The following is a 15,316-nucleotide window of genomic DNA, read 5'->3' as shown; positions in this document are numbered from 1 at the left end:
AGGCCGCGATGTCGCGGCCTTTCTTATGTCCGGGCCTCGCGCCCGCTTATTCCGCTTCGCGCGACCGCGGCCCGATCGAGGTGACGGACTGTGTGAGCTGATCGACCTGATCGCCGAAATGCTCGCGCGTTTCGGGGTCGATCACCGCGACCGGCGCCGAGACGACCACGCCCGCGGCATGGCCGACCGAACTCGCCGCGCTCGCCGTCGTCTGCATGATTCGTTCGCCGATGCCGACGCGCGAATCGGTCAGCGTCTGACCGGAGGCGAGGCTCGTGCCGATCATCTCGACGACGCGCGGATCCTGGGCGAATTTGCCGTGGTTGAACTCGTCATGCGACGGGAAGCGCGTGAGATTGATCACCGACAGGTTTTTCTCGGCGCCGAAGATGCTGTGATAGGGCTCGGCGTCGAGGTTCACGGCGCCGAGGCGCGGGGCGCCCCAGACTTCGCGCGAGGCGGCGAGCGCGCGGTCGTCTTCCGAGACCATGATCACGATATGCGGATGGTCGGGACCCATGGCGGCGAGCTGCTCGCGCGCGATGTCGACGTCGACGTCCGGGGCGGCGAGCATGACGAGCTTGACCTTGGGGGAGACGCGCCCGTCGCGGATGGCCATCTGGCGAAGGGCTTCGAGGGTCACCCAATTGCCCATGGAATGCGCGAGGATCGAGATGCGCTCGACCTGCTTGTCCTTGGCGATGAAGCGGATCAGCGCCTCAAGGCTGTCGCGCGAGTAATTGGCGCTCTCGCGGTCATAGCCATAGGCGAAGATGCTGCCCTTCGACGGCCAGGTGAACAGGACCGGCGCGACGACGCCGTTCGCGCCCGAATCATTGACGATCTGGGCGAGGCGGAAGACGGCGTCGTCGAAGCGCTGGTTGAAGCCGTGGACGAAGATCAGCGCTTCCTTCTTGTTGGACTTATGCAGGATCCGCGAGAAGGCCGCGATGGCCTGGTCCTTGGTGACGATGTCGGCCTTGAGCGTGACGAAGTCGCGCGCGGGATCGCCCGGCAGCTGCTTCGGCCATTGCACGTCGCCGATCTTGCGGTTTTCGGCCGGCGGGATCGAGACCACGATGTCGGCGAAGGCCGGCTGCGGCCCACGCGCGCCGCCGAACATCACGGCGCGGCTTGACGCCTGCATCCTCGTGGTCGCGACCACCATCTCGACCTGCGTCGCGCCGGGCGGAGCGGCCGGCACGGGCTCGAGGAAGCCGGTCGGCGTCGAACAGGCCGCAAGCCCGCCGCAGACGAGGGCGCCGCAAAGCAGCGGCGCCGACCGGCGCAGGGCCGCGCGCGCCCCCAGGCGGCGCGCCCCAGAGAAAAGCCTGATCTTGAGAAAAGCGACAAGGGTTTGGGCGCGCACGTCCAGATCTCCGCCGGAAAGGCCCGACGGAAGACTGTCATGGACAAGCTCTCAGCGCGTCAAGCGCGCGCAGGCTTTCGCGGCGCGGCGAGTCGTGGATTCAGACGTTTTTTCGCGGCCCGTTGCAAAGGCGCCGTCATGCGATCCGGCGTTCGAGATCGCGCGCCACGGATTCGTCGATCTCGTCGGTCCAGACCTTGAAGCCCTTGAGGATATGCGGCCCGAACGAGGTCGCGAGCGGAATGTCGGTCGCGTCGCGCCCGCGCGCGACCGTCACGCGGCCGATGCGCGGCGTGTTGTGGCGGGCGTCGAAGGTGATCCAGCGTCCGTCGAGATAGGCCTCGAACCAGGCGTTGTAGTCCATCGGCGCCGGGTCCGGCGGAACGCCGATGTCGCCCAGAAAGCCGTTGGCGTAGCGCGCCGGAATATTCATGCAGCGGCAGAAGGCGACGGCGAGATGGGCGAAGTCGCGGCAGACGCCAAGACGCTCGTTATAGGCCTCGAAAGCCGTGCGCGTGGAGCGGGCGTATTGATAGCCGAAGGTCAAATGGGCGTTGACGAAATCGCAGATCGCCTTGACCCGGCCCCAGCCGCGCGGCGTCGCGCCGAACAGCTGCCAGGCGACGTCGCCGAGCTTGTCGGTCTCGCAATAGCGGCTGCCGAGCAGATAGACGAGCACTTCGCTCGGCAGATTTTCGAGCGGCGTCTCCTGCGCGTTCTGCTCGAAGCCGTCGGGCAGGCCCGAATCCTCGATGACGAAATCGCGCGAAACGGTGAGGTCGCCGGCCGGGGCGACGAAACGCCGGACGCAATTGCCGTAGGAATCGAAATAGGTCTGGGTCGAGATGGCTGGATTGGTCAGAAAGGCGCTCTTGTAGCGAATCCGGTAGTCATATTCAGGGTGGGAGTCGAGCAGGCAGACCATCAACGTGGGCTGAAAGCACTGAAAGATCAGCTCATATCCATATCGAATCAGCATTATGCGGTTCCAATTCGGCAATTGCCGCAGGCCTGAGCGACGCGGCTCCACAAAGTGCGTCGCCCTCATGTCATAAAGCCTGTCGTCTGGCCGAAAGTTCCAGAAACGTTAGCCCATAAGTTAGGCAAGACGCTCGAAAATCCCCGTCACGCAGCCCTTGGCGAGGCCATGCGCCCTCAGGAACGGAAGGATCGCCGCGCGAACGAGCCCGCCGTCGAGCTCGGGCCGGCGATCGACGGCGAAGACCTGGAACACATAGCGATGCGGACCGCCGCCCTCGGGCGGGTCCGGAGGCGTCCAGGCCTGCTCCCCCTTTGAGTTGCAGCCAAACACAAGCCCCTCGGTCAGGTCGTTTTCGCGCCGCAGGGCGCCAGGGATCAGGTCGTCGTCGATCGCCGGCGTCTTGACGACGAGCGCATGAAGAAAGGGCTCGTCGGCGAGGCTGTCGGCGTCCTCGACGATCAGCACGATGGCGGCGGCCGCGTCCGGCACGCCGCGCCAGCGCAGCGGCGGCGACTCGCCCTCGCCGGCGGCGGAGAACAGCGGCGGAATCGGCTCGCCGTCCTCGAAGGCGACGCTTTCGACCCGGATCGTCTCTGGGATTTCAGCGCCCGCCTCGGCGTAGATCAAAGCGTCGAGCCAGGGTTGTGGCTCATCCGCGCCGGCGGCGCGAAGATGGCTCGCGGGCTGTTTCCCGAGCATGCGTCCGTCCTCCAAAAATCCACCGCCTTGAAAAGGCGGTGGAACTAAACGTTTAGCCAGTGGTTTGGTTCGACGGCAGGATGGCGTCGTTCTTGCTTCACTCGCGGCGGAAGCCGAACGTCAGGCGGGAAACCGCCCCGCGGCGGAACGGGAGGGCGCGTTTGCGGAAGGCCTCATTCTTTGCCTGCAAAGGATCGCGCCGTGATCGTGGAAGCCGCGTTTCTTGTTCACATCGCCGAATTCCTCTGCGACTCGAAACAGGCCGCCATCCTGTTCGAGGATCGCGTCGCCGAATTGCGGATGAAGGAAGTCGCCGCCAATGAGGTCGCCCGGCAGGCCGGCCGTCAGGCCTGCGGATTTTACTCAGGCGACGCCGCGGTCTCGTCGGAGACGCGCGTCGTGCTGCGCGGCGTCGTCTATCTCGTGACGGAATTCGTGTTCGAGAAGGACCACCGGACGGCGATGAGCGCGCAGCGCGTGTTCGACGCCAGCTCCCGCTCGCCCATGCAGGATCTTTAGGGCGGGTCAGGCGCCGCGCGCCTCGCTGTCGGCGAGAAGCGCCGCCTGATGGTCGGTCACCAGCGCGTCGACGACTTCGTCGAGGGCTTCGCCGGCCATGACCTTGTCGAGCTTGTAGAGCGTCAGGTTGATGCGGTGGTCGGTGACGCGCCCCTGCGGGAAATTATAGGTGCGGATGCGCTCGGAACGGTCGCCCGAGCCGACCTGTGAACGCCGGTCGGCGGCGCGCTCGGCGTCGAGCTTCTGACGCTGTTCGTCGTAGATGCGCGAGCGCAGGAGCGCCATCGCCCGCGCCCTGTTCTTGTGCTGCGAGCGCTCGTCCTGCACGAAGACGATGGTGCCGGTCGGGACGTGGGTGATGCGGATCGCCGATTCGGTCTTGTTGACGTGCTGGCCGCCGGCGCCCTGGGCGCGCATGGTGTCGATCTTGAGGTCGGCCTCGTTGATCTCGACGTCGACCTCCTGCGCTTCGGGCAGCACGGCGACGGTCGCGGCCGAGGTGTGGATGCGTCCCTGTGTCTCGGTGTCGGGCACGCGCTGCACGCGATGGGCGCCCGACTCGAACTTGAGCCGCGCGAACACGCCGGCGCCGGCGATTTCGGCGACGATCTCCTTAAAGCCGCCGGCCGCCCCCTCGTTGGCCGAGATGATCTCGACCTTCCAGCCCTTCAGGTCGGCGTAGCGCTGATACATGCGGAAAAGGTCGCCGGCGAACAGCGCGGCTTCGTCGCCGCCGGTTCCGGCGCGCACCTCCAGAATGGCGCTTTTCGCGTCGGCCGCGTCTTTTGGCAGAAGCGCGATCCTGAGCTCCTGCTCGAGCGCCGAAAGGCGCTCCCGCGCCTCAGCGAGCTCGTCCTCGGCGAGCGCGCGCAGTTCGGCCTCGGTCCCGGCCTCGGCCAGCATCGCCTCGAGCCCCTCGACCTCGCCGGTCTGGGCGCGATAGGCGCGGATCGCCGCGACGACCTCGCCGAGCGCCGAGAATTCGCGCGAGAGCTCGACATAAAGCGCGGGTTCGACGGATTCGTTGAGCTTCGCCGACACCTCGTCGTGGCGGCGCAGGATGAGGTCGAGTTTGTCTTGCGGCAACATGGGCGTTCTGAATTCCGGAGCAGGGAGGCGCGACGCGAGAGCGCGTTCGGCGTTCATCGAGTCGTGAACGCGCTCTAACATCTTGTTTTTACGCATTTTCTTTACGCGAAAGTCTGCAACTTTCGCTGAAAATGCTCTAGACCGGCACGCCGTGATCTTCGGCGAATTGCGTCAGCGCCTCGCGCAGATCATGGCCGCTCGACCTGTCGTCAAGCTTGTTCTGCACGAAGGAGCGCGCGAGGCGCAGGTCCGTCGCGATCGCCATCGCCTTGACCGGGCCGATCGAGGCGGCCGACATCGACAGGCTGCGATAGCCGATGGCGAGCAGGGCGAGCGCCTCAAGCGGACGCCCGCCGATCTCGCCGCAAAGGGTCAGCGGCGTCGATGAGGCGCGGGCGGCGTCGGCGACGCGCTTCAGCGCCCGCAGAAAGGGCAGGGACAGGGGATCGAAGCGGCTGGCCACGCGCTTGTTGTCGCGGTCGACGGCGTAAAAATACTGCAGCAGGTCGTTCGAGCCGACGGAGACGAAATCCGCCGCCTCGCACAGATGCTCGATCTCGAACAGGAGCGAGGGCACTTCGAGCATCACCCCGACCTTGAGGTCCGCGGGCGGCGCGCGGCCATGGCGCTCGAGCTGGACGAGCTCGCGCGCAAGGATCGCCTTCGCCGCCTCGAACTCCTCAAGGCTCGCGATCATCGGGAACATGACGCGCAATTCACGCCCCGAGCCCGCGCGCAGCAGACCGCGCAGCTGGGTGCGCAGCAGGCCCGGCCGGTCGAGGCCGATGCGGATGGCGCGCCAGCCCAGCGCCGGATTCTCCTCCTCGACCTGCGTCATGTAGGGCAGGACCTTGTCGGAGCCGATGTCGAGCGTGCGGAAAGTGATCGTCCGTCCGCCGGAGATGTCGAGCGCGGCGCGATAAAGCTGCTCCTGCTCGCCCGTCTTGGGAAAGCGCGAAGCCAGCATGAATTGCAGCTCGGTGCGGAACAGGCCGACCGAGCGCGCTCCGGTCTCGTCCAGATGGCGCATGTCGACGAGCAGGCCCGCGTTCATGTGCAGTTCGATCTCGACGCCGTCGCGCGTGACGGAGGGAACGTCGCGCAGCTTGTGGTATTGTTCGAGCCGTTTCGCGCGCAGCCGCGCTTTTTCAGCGTAGGCGTGCTCGACGTCCGGCGGCGGGCGCACATGCACGTCGCCCGAAAGGCCGTCGACGATGATCGGATCGCCCGGCTCGACAAAATCGAGGATGTTGGCGACGTCGCCGACCGCGGCGACGCCGAGCGCGCGCGCCACGATCGCCACATGGCTGCCGCCGCCGACGTCTTCGAGCACGAGGCCGCGCAGCTTCGAGCGGTCATATTCGAGCAGGGCGGCCGGACCCATGGCGCGCGCCACCACGATGGCGTTGGCCGGCAGCTCCTCATGCGCGGCCACATAGCTCTGGCCGGTGAGCTGGTGCAGCAGCCGGTTGGCGAGGTCGTCGAGGTCGTGCAGGCGCTCGCGCATGGACGGCTCGGGGTGCCGCTGAAGCCGCGCGCGCGCGTCGCTCTGGACGCGCTCGACGGCCGCCTCGGCGGTCAGGCCGCTCGCCACGGCCTCGCGCAGGCGGCGCAGCCAGCCGCGGTCATGGGCCACCATGCGGAAGGTTTCGAGCACGTCGCGATGCTCGCCGGGCTCGAGCGCGCCGCGCTCGATCAGCGCGTCGAGTCCGTCGCGCATCTCGGCGATCGCCTTGTCGAGCCGTTCGAGCTCCTGCTTGACGTCCTCGGCGATGAGCTGCTTGACGACGATCCGCGGCTCATGCAGCACGACATGGCCGAGGCCGACGCCGTCGGCGAGGGCCATGCCCTTGAGGCTGCGCGGACGCCCGAGCGCGATGTCGGCGCCGGGCTCGACGGCGAGCGAATGCAGCTCGCCCGAGGCGATCATCTCGGCGAGCAGCATCGCCGTGGTCTGAAGCGCCTCGATTTCCTCGTCGGTGTAGACCCGCCGCGCCCGGTTCTGGATGTCGAGCACGCCGAGCGTGTTGCCGCCGCGCAGGATCGGCACGCCGAGGAAGGACGAATAGATTTCCTCGCCCGTCTCGGGGCGGTACGAGAAGGCCGGATGCGTCTGGGCGTCGGCGAGGGCGAGCGGCTCGGCGGTCTCCGCGATGAGGCCGATGAGGCCCTCGCTCGCGCGCATGGTGGTGCGATGCACCGCGTCGCGGTTCAGGCCCTCGGTCGCATAAAGCTCAAGCCGTCCGTCGGCGCGCAGGATATAGACCGAGCAGACCTCCGCCACCATGTTGGCGGCGATATGGACGACGATCTTGTCGAGCCGCGCCTGCGGGCTGACCGGCTCCGCCATGACTTCGCGAAGCCGGCGCAGCAGCAGACGCGGTCCGCCGAGTGCGCCGTACATGGCTTGTTCCTAAATTGGCCCAAACGGGCCGCTTGGGCCGATCGGGGCGGTGGAGCCGCGTGAGCAATGGACGGCGCGCCGAAAGGCGACGGAATGCGCGGCCGTCGTTTCTGCGTCGTGATCCCCCTTTAAACAGCGAGGGGCCCGATCCGCAAGCAATTGGTGCGCCGCGCCGTCCGCGAGACGCCGGCGGCCGCCCGGCGGTCGTCGGTTTCGCCGAAATTTTCTCATAATATCGGCCGTCGCGGCGAAAACGCCCCGCCGCGGGCCTTCAGCGTGACGCGGCGGGGCGTCCGGTTCGGACTCAGCCCTGGTCCAGGCCGTAGAGCGAATGGAGCGTGCGCACCGCGAGCTCGGTATAGGCGGAATCGATCAGCACCGAAAACTTGATCTCGGAGGTGGTGATCGCCCTGATGTTGATGCCCTTGTCGGCGAGCGCCCGGAAGGCCCTGGCGGCGACGCCGGCGTGGCTGCGCATGCCGACGCCGATCGCCGAGATTTTCACGACGTCGCTCGCGCCGTGCAGGCTTTCAAAGGCGATCTCGGACTGGGCCTTGATCAGAATGGCCTTGGCGCGCTCGAATTCGACGCCGGGAACGGTGAAGGTCATGTCGGTCGTGCGGCCGTCGTCGGAGGCGACCTGGACGATCATGTCGACGTTGATGTTGGCCTCGGCGAGCGGCATGAACACGGCGGCGGCGACGCCGGGGCGGTCGGCGACGCGCTTCAGCGTGATCTGCGCCTCGTCTCGGGCGAAGGCGATGCCCGTCACGATCGGCTGCTCCACGATATCCTCCTCGTCGCACATCAGCGTGCCGGGCTGCGGGAAATCCGGGTCGTCGAAGGAAGACCGCACGAAAGTCTTGACCTTGTGGGTCATGGCGAGCTCCACCGAGCGCACCTGAAGCACCTTGGCGCCAAGCGAAGCCATTTCGAGCATCTCCTCGAAGGCGATGCGGTCGAGACGGCGCGCCTTGGGCACGATGCGCGGATCGGTCGTATAGACGCCGTCGACGTCGGTGTAGATGTCGCAGCGGTCGGCCTTGACCGCGGCCGCGATGGCGACGGCGCTGGTGTCGGACCCGCCGCGCCCGAGCGTGGTGACGCTGCGCGTTTCAGGATCAAGCCCCTGGAAACCCGCGATCACCGCCACCTCGCCGCGCGAAAACCCGTCGACGAGCGACGTTCCGTCGATCTCGTCGATGCGCGCCGAACCATGGGCGGAGGTCGTCAGGATCGGAATCTGCCAGCCGAGCCAGGACCTTGCGGGGATTCCCTGGCCGACCAGCGTCATCGCGAGAAGGCCGGCCGTGACCTGCTCGCCCGAGGAGACGACCACGTCATACTCGCGCGGGTCGAAGATCTTCGCGGCGTCCTGGCACCAGCCGACGAGCTCGTTGGTCTTGCCGGACATGGCCGAGACGACGACGGCGACGTCGAAGCCGGCGGCGCGCTCGCGCGCGACATGGCGCGCGACATTGCGGATGCGGTCCATGTTCGCGACCGAAGTGCCGCCAAATTTCATCACGAGACGGGGCATCGGCGCCAAAAGCGCTCCTTCGCGCGGGCGGTCCTGAATAAAGACCTTGGGATTCGACGGCTGACGCGATTTGCCTTGCGCCGTGCGGACGGCCTATCAAGGTTTCGCGGCGGGCGGCCCGGCGCGACGCGCCGTTGACGGCGCGGCCCCGAGCGCGGGCGCGTATATGCAATAAAGCCGGACGGAATGCAAACCATGGCGGCGGGTCAGGCGGAGCGGGCGTCCTCGGTGGACGCCGAAGAAGTGGCGCGGTTCGACGCGCTGGCGCAGGATTGGTGGCGGCTCGACGGGCCGATGGCCGCGCTGCACCGGCTCAATCCCGTGCGCGTCGCCCATGCCCGCGATCTGCTGCTGCGTCATTTCGGGCCGCGGGCCGGCGTTTCTCCCGCGCGGCCGCTCGAGGGGCTGCGCCTGCTCGACGCGGGTTGCGGCGCCGGGCTTTTCGCCGAACCGCTCGCCCGCCTTGGCGCGAGCGTCTGCGCCGTCGATCCGGCGCCCGCCAATATCGCTGCGGCGAAAGTCCATGCCGAGGCTTCGGGGCTTTCGATCGACTATCGCTGTTCAAGCGTCGAGGCGCTGGCCGAGGCCGGGGAGAGCTTCGACGCCGTCTTCATGATGGAGGTGCTGGAGCATGTGCGTGACGTCGCGGGGTTCGTAAGCGCCGCCGGGGCGCTCGCAAGACCGGGCGGCCTCGTCGTCGCCGCGACGCTGAACCGCACGGCGAAATCCTATGTGCTCGCCGTCGTCGGCGCCGAATATGTGCTGGGCTGGGCGCCGCGCGGCACGCATGACTGGCGCAAGTTCGTCACGCCGCGCGAGCTCGAGCGCGCGTTCGCGCGCGCGGGGCTGACGGCGTTCGACGAGACCGGCGTGATCTTCGATCCGCTCGCCGGATCCTGGCGGCTCGGCCGCGACTTGGCCGTGAACTACATGACAGCCGCGCGCAAGGAGGGTTGAGCTCCTCGCGCGCGGCGCGCGTTCAGTCCTTTCCGACCACCGTCCCGGACGAGGCCTGCGTCGTCGTGGGAGCGACCGGCACGTCATAGAGGAAGATCGAGGACACGCCGGGCGAGGCCGACCATGACGTGTTCCACAGCACCGTGCCCACGGCGCCGGTCGTCAGCGTGAAGACGCGCGGGCAGTTGACGCAGCTGTTGCCCTGGAACACCACGCCGAGAAGCGCCGGGATCCCGCTTTCGACATAGGGCGCGGAGCTCTGGTAGAGCACGTTGTTGTTGTAGCCCTCGCGGTACAGGTAGGGATAGGTGCCGGGCTTTGCGGTCAGCTGGTTGGAGCGTATCTCCACGCCAAACATCGACGTGCCCCAGATCTGGTTCGGATAGACCAGCGTCTGACCCGACCAGATATAGACGGCGCGCTGGCCGAGCGTGTTCTTGAGGATGTTGGCCTTGATTTCGATGTTCTTGAAGGCGCTGTGCACGCGGAAGTTGGACACGCGGCCCTTGTCCCACGACTTGGCGTCGATGTAGATGCCCGACGCGTCGGTCAGCCTGTTCCCGACGACCGAAACGTTGATGAACATGCCGGACCACAGCGCCACCCCCGTGAGCGGCCCCGTCATGAAGTTGCCGTAGACGACGACATTCTCGAAGGACGGCGGCGCCATCGAGAAGTGGTCGCCGGCCTTCGGCGTCACGTCCCATGGCCTGTCGAGCATGAAGGTGTTGCCGTTCTTGCCCGTGATGCGGCGCCATTGCCCCGCGCCGTCGCCCGAGACGAGAAAGATCACCGACGCGTTCGGGTAATAGTTCCAGACGCAGTCGCCGGAGCAGCGGGAGTCGTCGGTGACGCTTGTCGCCGAGGCGGCTGTGACGACGCCGACGTCCTCGCGCCCACGCGACTCGTTAAGGAAGCCTTCTCCGTCGTTCCAGTTGTCGGCGAGCCGCCCGTCGCTCACCTCAAAGCTGTTATTGGTGACAAAGATGTTTTTGCAGAACTGCATGGCGAGATGACGGCCGATGCGGCGGCTGATGACGTCGCCGACCTCGATCTTCTTCGTCGTGTACGGCCATGAGGTCTGCGCCGCTGTCGCCACGATGGTGTCGGACGCGCTGCGGATAAACCGGTTGCTCTCGATCCGGACGTTGACGGATTCATCGATCTGGATCTGGTTCGTCGCCCAGGTCACGATGTTGTCCTTGAACGTCATATTGGTGACAGGCTTGATGTAGAACGGTCCAAGGCCGCCCGTGAACTGATCGCCGTTATGGTAGTTCTTGGCCTGGGTGAACGTCGATCCGAGAATCACGATGCGGTCGCCGATGATGTCCATGAACCAGCCGGAGCCCATGTCCCAGTCGACCCGCACGATGAAGAATTTCGACAGGGTTCCGCCAACGCGATTGAGGTTCCTCACGCGCTGGCTCGTGACGTCGAGGTTCTGGATGGAGAGATCGGCTATTCCGGTTCTCGCGCCGCTGTCTGGAATATAGACGCCGGCCATGGTGAAGGACGAGCCCTGCGGCGTCGTCGGGCCGTAGATGATCTTCGTCGCCGTGCGGCCCGCGCCCTGAATCGCGACGCCCGCGCGGATGTAGATTCCGGTATATCCGAGGTTGTAGACGCCGGCCGGCAGGAAGACGCGGCCGCCGCCATTTTTGGACGCCTTGTCGATCGCCGCCTGGATCGCCGGCGCGTCGTTGGTCACGCCGTCGCCCGTCGCCTTGACGACCAGCGCCGGATCGGTCTTGACGTTGAAATAACGATGGCCCGTGGGGTCTCCCCCGGGGGCGCCGTTCCTGTAGCTTGGGAGATCGTAGGCGGTGAACTCGGCGCCCCAGGCCATGTTGGTCTTGTAGAAGTCATGACCGCCCGGATGACCCATGGTGGTCGATTCGCTGGTCGTCTCCGCATAGGCGTTGGACACGACCACCTTGTAGGGGTGGCCGGCTACGATCGAAGACGGCGCGACGAAAATCAGCTGGTAGGGGTTCTTCCCGACGACCGTCGCTTGGGCCTTGGCGTTGGTGACCGTGTCGAGAAACGAAACGACCGGGGTCTGACCGTTGACGTAGAGATTGCGTCCGAACACCCGGTTTTCATAGCCGCTGGCGGTGTCTGGCGCGTCGATGTAGTGCACCTGAGGGGCGTTGATCTGCGTGCTGGCGCTCGCTCCGCCCTGCGTGTCGAGCACGCGCACCGTGTAGAGATCGAAGGCGGCCGCCCTGGGGATGCGGACGACGACGAGATTGTCGCGGCTCTGAGACACGTCGAGTTCGACCTCCGGGCCCGACGCTCCGGATTTCAGGAATACGCGCGGGGCGCTTCCAAAGCCCGAACCGGACAGCGTGATGAAGTCTCCGGGATTGCCGGACACGGGCGACGTCAGGATCGCCGGCGCCGCCGCCGCCGAACTGAAGGTCGCCACGGCGGCCGCGCCGCAGGCGAAAATGAGGCGTCGCAGGTTCACGACAAGAGACGCCCGGCCGCGACGGCGCGGCGTTCGGGCCAGATCAAACGACATTTTGGATCTCCGAGAGGGCGTATGAGCCGATCAACTGATGCGTGACATTAAAATGTGACGACAAATGGCATCAGGCGCTATTCATTATATGAATGATAAATTGTGATATTTATAAATAGTTCCATAAACTGTGGCGCATCCGCCGAAGGGCCAAAGCCTTCGATCGGACAGCGACAAAAAGATCAATTGAATGAGAAGCTTGAGGCGCGGCGGAAAATGTCTCGAAAAATGGCCGCGCGGCGACGAGCGCCTCCATGCGGCGCAGCGCCGAATGGAGGCGAGGCCGCCGCGTCTCCCGCGGTTTCGCGGGCGGGCTTCCACATTGCGGGCCGTTCCGCCATGCTTTACTTAAAGAGGGAAAATAGGGGGGCGTGCGATGGCCGGGGACAAGGACGATTCGAGCGGCGCGGCCGCAGCGAACGAGCCCCGACCGTCGGATGACGCATCGACCGCGCCGGGCGCAACCGACGAGCCGAGCGGCGAGGCCGAACCTCGCGAGCCGGCTACGGGCGTGGCGCCCGCGGCGCCGGATCGGCGTCCGTCGCGCCTGCCTCTTCTCCTTGGCGCTCTCGTCGTCGGCGCGCTCGGCGGAGCAGGCGCCGACGCGACCCTGCGTTATCTCGAAAAGACGTCCGGGCCTGACCCCGTCGCCAGCGTCAACGCGCGCACGGTCGAGCTTGACAAGAAAGTCGCCGCCGCCTCGGCCTCGCTCGCCGCTCTTCAGGCGCGCGTCGACGCGGCCGAGAAGACGGCTGCCAACATGAAATCATCCCTGCCGGATGACGTCATGGACGCCGCCAGGGCCGCCGCGGCCAAAGCCGAAAGCGCCGCGGCGACAGCGCAGGACGTCGCCAAACAGGCGGAGGCCTCGGCCTCTTCGGCGGCCGAAGGCGCGCGCCGCGTCCTCGACGCGCCGGCCCCGCCGCAGCCGGATCTCGGCCCGCTCAACGCGCGCCTCGATGAAGTCGCCGCAAAACTCGAAGGATTTGAATCGCGCGTCGCAGGCCATATGCAGGATCTCGGCTCGCGCCTCGAATCGGTCGAAGCGAAAGGCGCCGAGCTGAAGGTCGACGAAGAGGCCCGCAAGGCGCTCGAAGCCACGACGGCCACGATCAAGGAGCGCGACGCGGCCTATTCCGTCGCGCTGCTCGCCGCCATGTTGCGGGAGCATGTGGCCTCGGGCGCGCCGTTCGCAAACGATCTCGCCGCGCTCCAGGAAAAAGGCGTCGATCCGGCGCGGCTTAACGCGCTGAAGCCCTATGCCGATTCGGGCGTCGTCAAGCTCGTGGCGCTCGAAGAGCGTTTCGCGGCGCTTACGCCGTCGCTCGAACTCAAGGATCCGCCGAAGGATCTCAGCATCATCGACCGGCTGAAGCATGACGCGCTCAATCTGGTGCGTGTGCGCCGCGAAGCCGATCCCGCCGACGACGACATTCCCGGCCGTCTCGCGGCCATTTCGGCCGAGCTGAAGCGCGGCGAACTCGCCAGGGCCTATGAACTCTGGTCGAAGCTGCCTGAAGACGTAAAGGCGAAGTCGGCGAAATGGGGCGAGGCGGCCAAGGCGCGCCTCGCCGCCGTCGCCGCCGCAAAAGCGATCGAGGCGGACGCGGTCAAGGCCTCCGCCAAGACGAAATCCTGAGCCCGGCGCGTCGCGCGACGTCTCCGTTTCGGCGGACGGCGCGTCGAAGGCGACGCGCCTTGCGCCCGCAACCCAAAGATCCGGCGGCCCGCCCATGATTCGCGTCCTCATCTTTCTCGCCGTTCTGGTCGCCCTCGCCGTCGGCGAGGCCTGGTTGATCGAGCATCCCGGCGAACTTCATTTCCGCTGGTACGGCTACACGGTCGAAACCAGCGTGCTCATGGGGGTCGCCGTGGCGCTTGGCCTCGCGGTCCTCGTCAGCGTTGCCTGGGCCCTGCTGCGTTTCGTCTTCAACATTCCCTCGTTCACGACCACGGCCTCGCGCCTGCGTCGCCGCGAAAAGGGACAGGCCGCGATCGCCCGCGGCATGATCGCCGTCGCCGAGGGCGACGCCGAGATGGCGCGGCGGGCGGCCGCGGCGGCGCACAGGAAGCTGCCGGGCGATCCGCTGACGCTGCTGCTGCGCGCCCAGGCGGCCCAGCTCTCCGGCGATCCGGCGCAGGCCGAGGCCGTCTTCACGGAAATGGCGAAGCGCCCCGACACGCGCCTTCTCGGCCTGCGCGGCCTTTACGTCGAGGCCGAGCGTCGCGGCGACTTCGAGACCGCGCATGGCTGCGCCGAGGCGGCGCGCGAGCTCAAGCTGTTGCCCTGGGCCGGCAAGGAGGAGTTCGATCACAGGGTCGCCGCAGGCGACTGGCGCGGCGCGCTTGTCACGCTCGACAAGGCCGTGAACGGATCGCCCGAAGAAAATCAGGCGCGCGAAAGGCGCCGCGCCGTGCTCGAGACGGCGCTGGCGATCGAAGCGGCTGACGCCCGCCCTGCGGACGCGCTGTCGCTGGCGAAGTCCGCGCTGAAGCGCGCCCCGACCTTCGAGCCCGCCGTGGCGCTCGCCGCCAGGCTGACGCATGAAGCCGGCGACACGCGCAAGGCTGAAAAGCTCATCGAAGGCGCCTGGCCCTCGACGCCGCATCCCGAGCTCGCCAGGATCTATTTCGGAATGCGCCCGGCCGATTCGCCCGAAGAGCGGCGCAGGCGCGCCATGGCGCTCGCGCAGCTCGCCCCGCGCGAGGCCGAAAGCAAGCTCCTCGTCGCCCGCGCCGCGCTCGACGCCGGCGACTATTCGGCCGCGCGCGAGGCGATGCAGCCGCTCGTCGACGGTCCGGACCGGCCCGCCGCGCGCATGTGCCGTCTGATGGCGGAGCTGGAGGACGCCGAACATGGGGCGGCGGGATATGCGCGCGAATGGCTGACGCGGGCGTCGCACGCGCCGCGCGACCCGATCTGGGTCGCCGACGGGGTGGTGTCGTCCACATGGCGTCCCGTGTCGCCCGTCACAGGTCGGCTCGACGCTTTCGAATGGCGCGCGCCGCTTGAGCGCCTGCCGGCCGCGGACGAGACCGAAGACGCGATTTTCGCGCCGTTGCCAGGCCCGGGCGAGCCGCTGCTGCTCGAGGAGCCCGAAGCGTCCGGGCTCGAGCTGAAGCCTGACTCTGACACGGTTTCGCCGGAACCGGGCGCGGGACCGGCCGCCGAAAAGCCAGGAAACCTCGCCGATCTCTTCAAGACGGCCAAATGAGCCAAACGAGACGCT

At 67.1% G+C, this 15,316-nt stretch carries 11 protein-coding genes; 4 read left to right on the top strand and 7 right to left on the bottom strand.

Annotation, left to right across the window (positions count from 1 at the left end; translation table 11 throughout):
• Positions 1-46: 46 nt before the first annotated feature.
• The 3 genes from ACILRB_RS02605 to ACILRB_RS02595 all read right to left on the bottom strand — a co-directional run bounded on the left by ACILRB_RS02605 (position 47) and on the right by ACILRB_RS02595 (position 3,050).
• Entirely contained in the window at positions 47-1,369 is a 1,323-nt protein-coding gene (locus ACILRB_RS02605; RefSeq protein WP_395664737.1) for an alpha/beta hydrolase, read from the bottom strand.
• 136 nt (positions 1,370-1,505) lie between these two features.
• Positions 1,506-2,348 carry a transglutaminase family protein gene (locus tag ACILRB_RS02600; protein WP_395664736.1) on the bottom strand — a complete coding sequence of 281 codons (843 nt, stop codon included), beginning with the start codon at positions 2,346-2,348 and terminating at the stop codon, positions 1,506-1,508.
• A 120-nt stretch (positions 2,349-2,468) separates the two neighbouring features.
• Positions 2,469-3,050 (bottom strand): YbhB/YbcL family Raf kinase inhibitor-like protein, encoded by a 582-nt coding sequence (locus tag ACILRB_RS02595; RefSeq protein WP_395664735.1) that lies wholly within the window; start codon positions 3,048-3,050, stop codon positions 2,469-2,471.
• A 201-nt stretch (positions 3,051-3,251) separates the two neighbouring features.
• Here ACILRB_RS02595 and ACILRB_RS02590 point away from each other — a divergent pair, with 201 nt between their 5' ends.
• Complete coding sequence (locus tag ACILRB_RS02590) at positions 3,252-3,569, top strand: hypothetical protein (RefSeq protein WP_395664734.1); 318 nt, start codon at positions 3,252-3,254, stop codon at positions 3,567-3,569.
• A gap of 6 nt (positions 3,570-3,575) precedes the next feature.
• Here the strand turns inward: ACILRB_RS02590 and prfA are convergent, their stop codons facing one another.
• The 3 genes from prfA to ACILRB_RS02575 all read right to left on the bottom strand — a co-directional run bounded on the left by prfA (position 3,576) and on the right by ACILRB_RS02575 (position 8,602).
• Entirely contained in the window at positions 3,576-4,658 is a 1,083-nt protein-coding gene (gene prfA / locus ACILRB_RS02585; RefSeq protein ID WP_395664733.1) for a peptide chain release factor 1, read from the bottom strand.
• Between the two features lie 136 nt (positions 4,659-4,794).
• Positions 4,795-7,062 carry a phosphoenolpyruvate--protein phosphotransferase gene (ptsP, locus tag ACILRB_RS02580; RefSeq protein WP_395664732.1) on the bottom strand — a complete coding sequence of 756 codons (2,268 nt, stop codon included), beginning with the start codon at positions 7,060-7,062 and terminating at the stop codon, positions 4,795-4,797.
• A 304-nt stretch (positions 7,063-7,366) separates the two neighbouring features.
• Entirely contained in the window at positions 7,367-8,602 is a 1,236-nt protein-coding gene (locus tag ACILRB_RS02575) for an aspartate kinase (RefSeq protein ID WP_395664817.1), read from the bottom strand.
• 195 nt (positions 8,603-8,797) lie between these two features.
• On the opposite strand from ACILRB_RS02575, the gene ubiG reads away from it, so the two are divergent.
• The gene (gene ubiG / locus ACILRB_RS02570) at positions 8,798-9,559 is read left to right on the top strand and encodes a bifunctional 2-polyprenyl-6-hydroxyphenol methylase/3-demethylubiquinol 3-O-methyltransferase UbiG (protein WP_395664731.1); all 762 of its coding nucleotides are present in this window, start codon (positions 8,798-8,800) and stop codon (positions 9,557-9,559) included.
• A gap of 22 nt (positions 9,560-9,581) precedes the next feature.
• On the opposite strand, the gene ACILRB_RS02565 is transcribed toward ubiG, so the two are convergent.
• Entirely contained in the window at positions 9,582-12,032 is a 2,451-nt protein-coding gene (locus ACILRB_RS02565; protein WP_395664730.1) for a glycosyl hydrolase family 28-related protein, read from the bottom strand.
• 430 nt (positions 12,033-12,462) lie between these two features.
• On the opposite strand from ACILRB_RS02565, the gene ACILRB_RS02560 reads away from it, so the two are divergent.
• Together ACILRB_RS02560 and ACILRB_RS02555 are read left to right on the top strand one after the other, a co-directional pair.
• Positions 12,463-13,725, top strand: a complete 1,263-nt coding sequence (locus ACILRB_RS02560; protein ID WP_395664729.1) for a COG4223 family protein — start codon at positions 12,463-12,465, stop codon at positions 13,723-13,725.
• Positions 13,726-13,819: 94 nt separating this feature from the next.
• Positions 13,820-15,301, top strand: coding sequence for a heme biosynthesis protein HemY (locus tag ACILRB_RS02555; RefSeq protein ID WP_395664728.1), 1,482 nt, complete (start codon positions 13,820-13,822; stop codon positions 15,299-15,301).
• The last annotated feature ends 15 nt before the right edge of the window (positions 15,302-15,316 follow it).

Origin of the sequence: Methylocella sp. (genome assembly GCF_044226135.1) — a bacterium.
Classification (GTDB): domain Bacteria; phylum Pseudomonadota; class Alphaproteobacteria; order Rhizobiales; family Beijerinckiaceae; genus Methylocapsa.
Note: the sequence above shows the minus strand (reverse complement) of the source record. Positions and strands in the feature narration are given on the sequence as shown.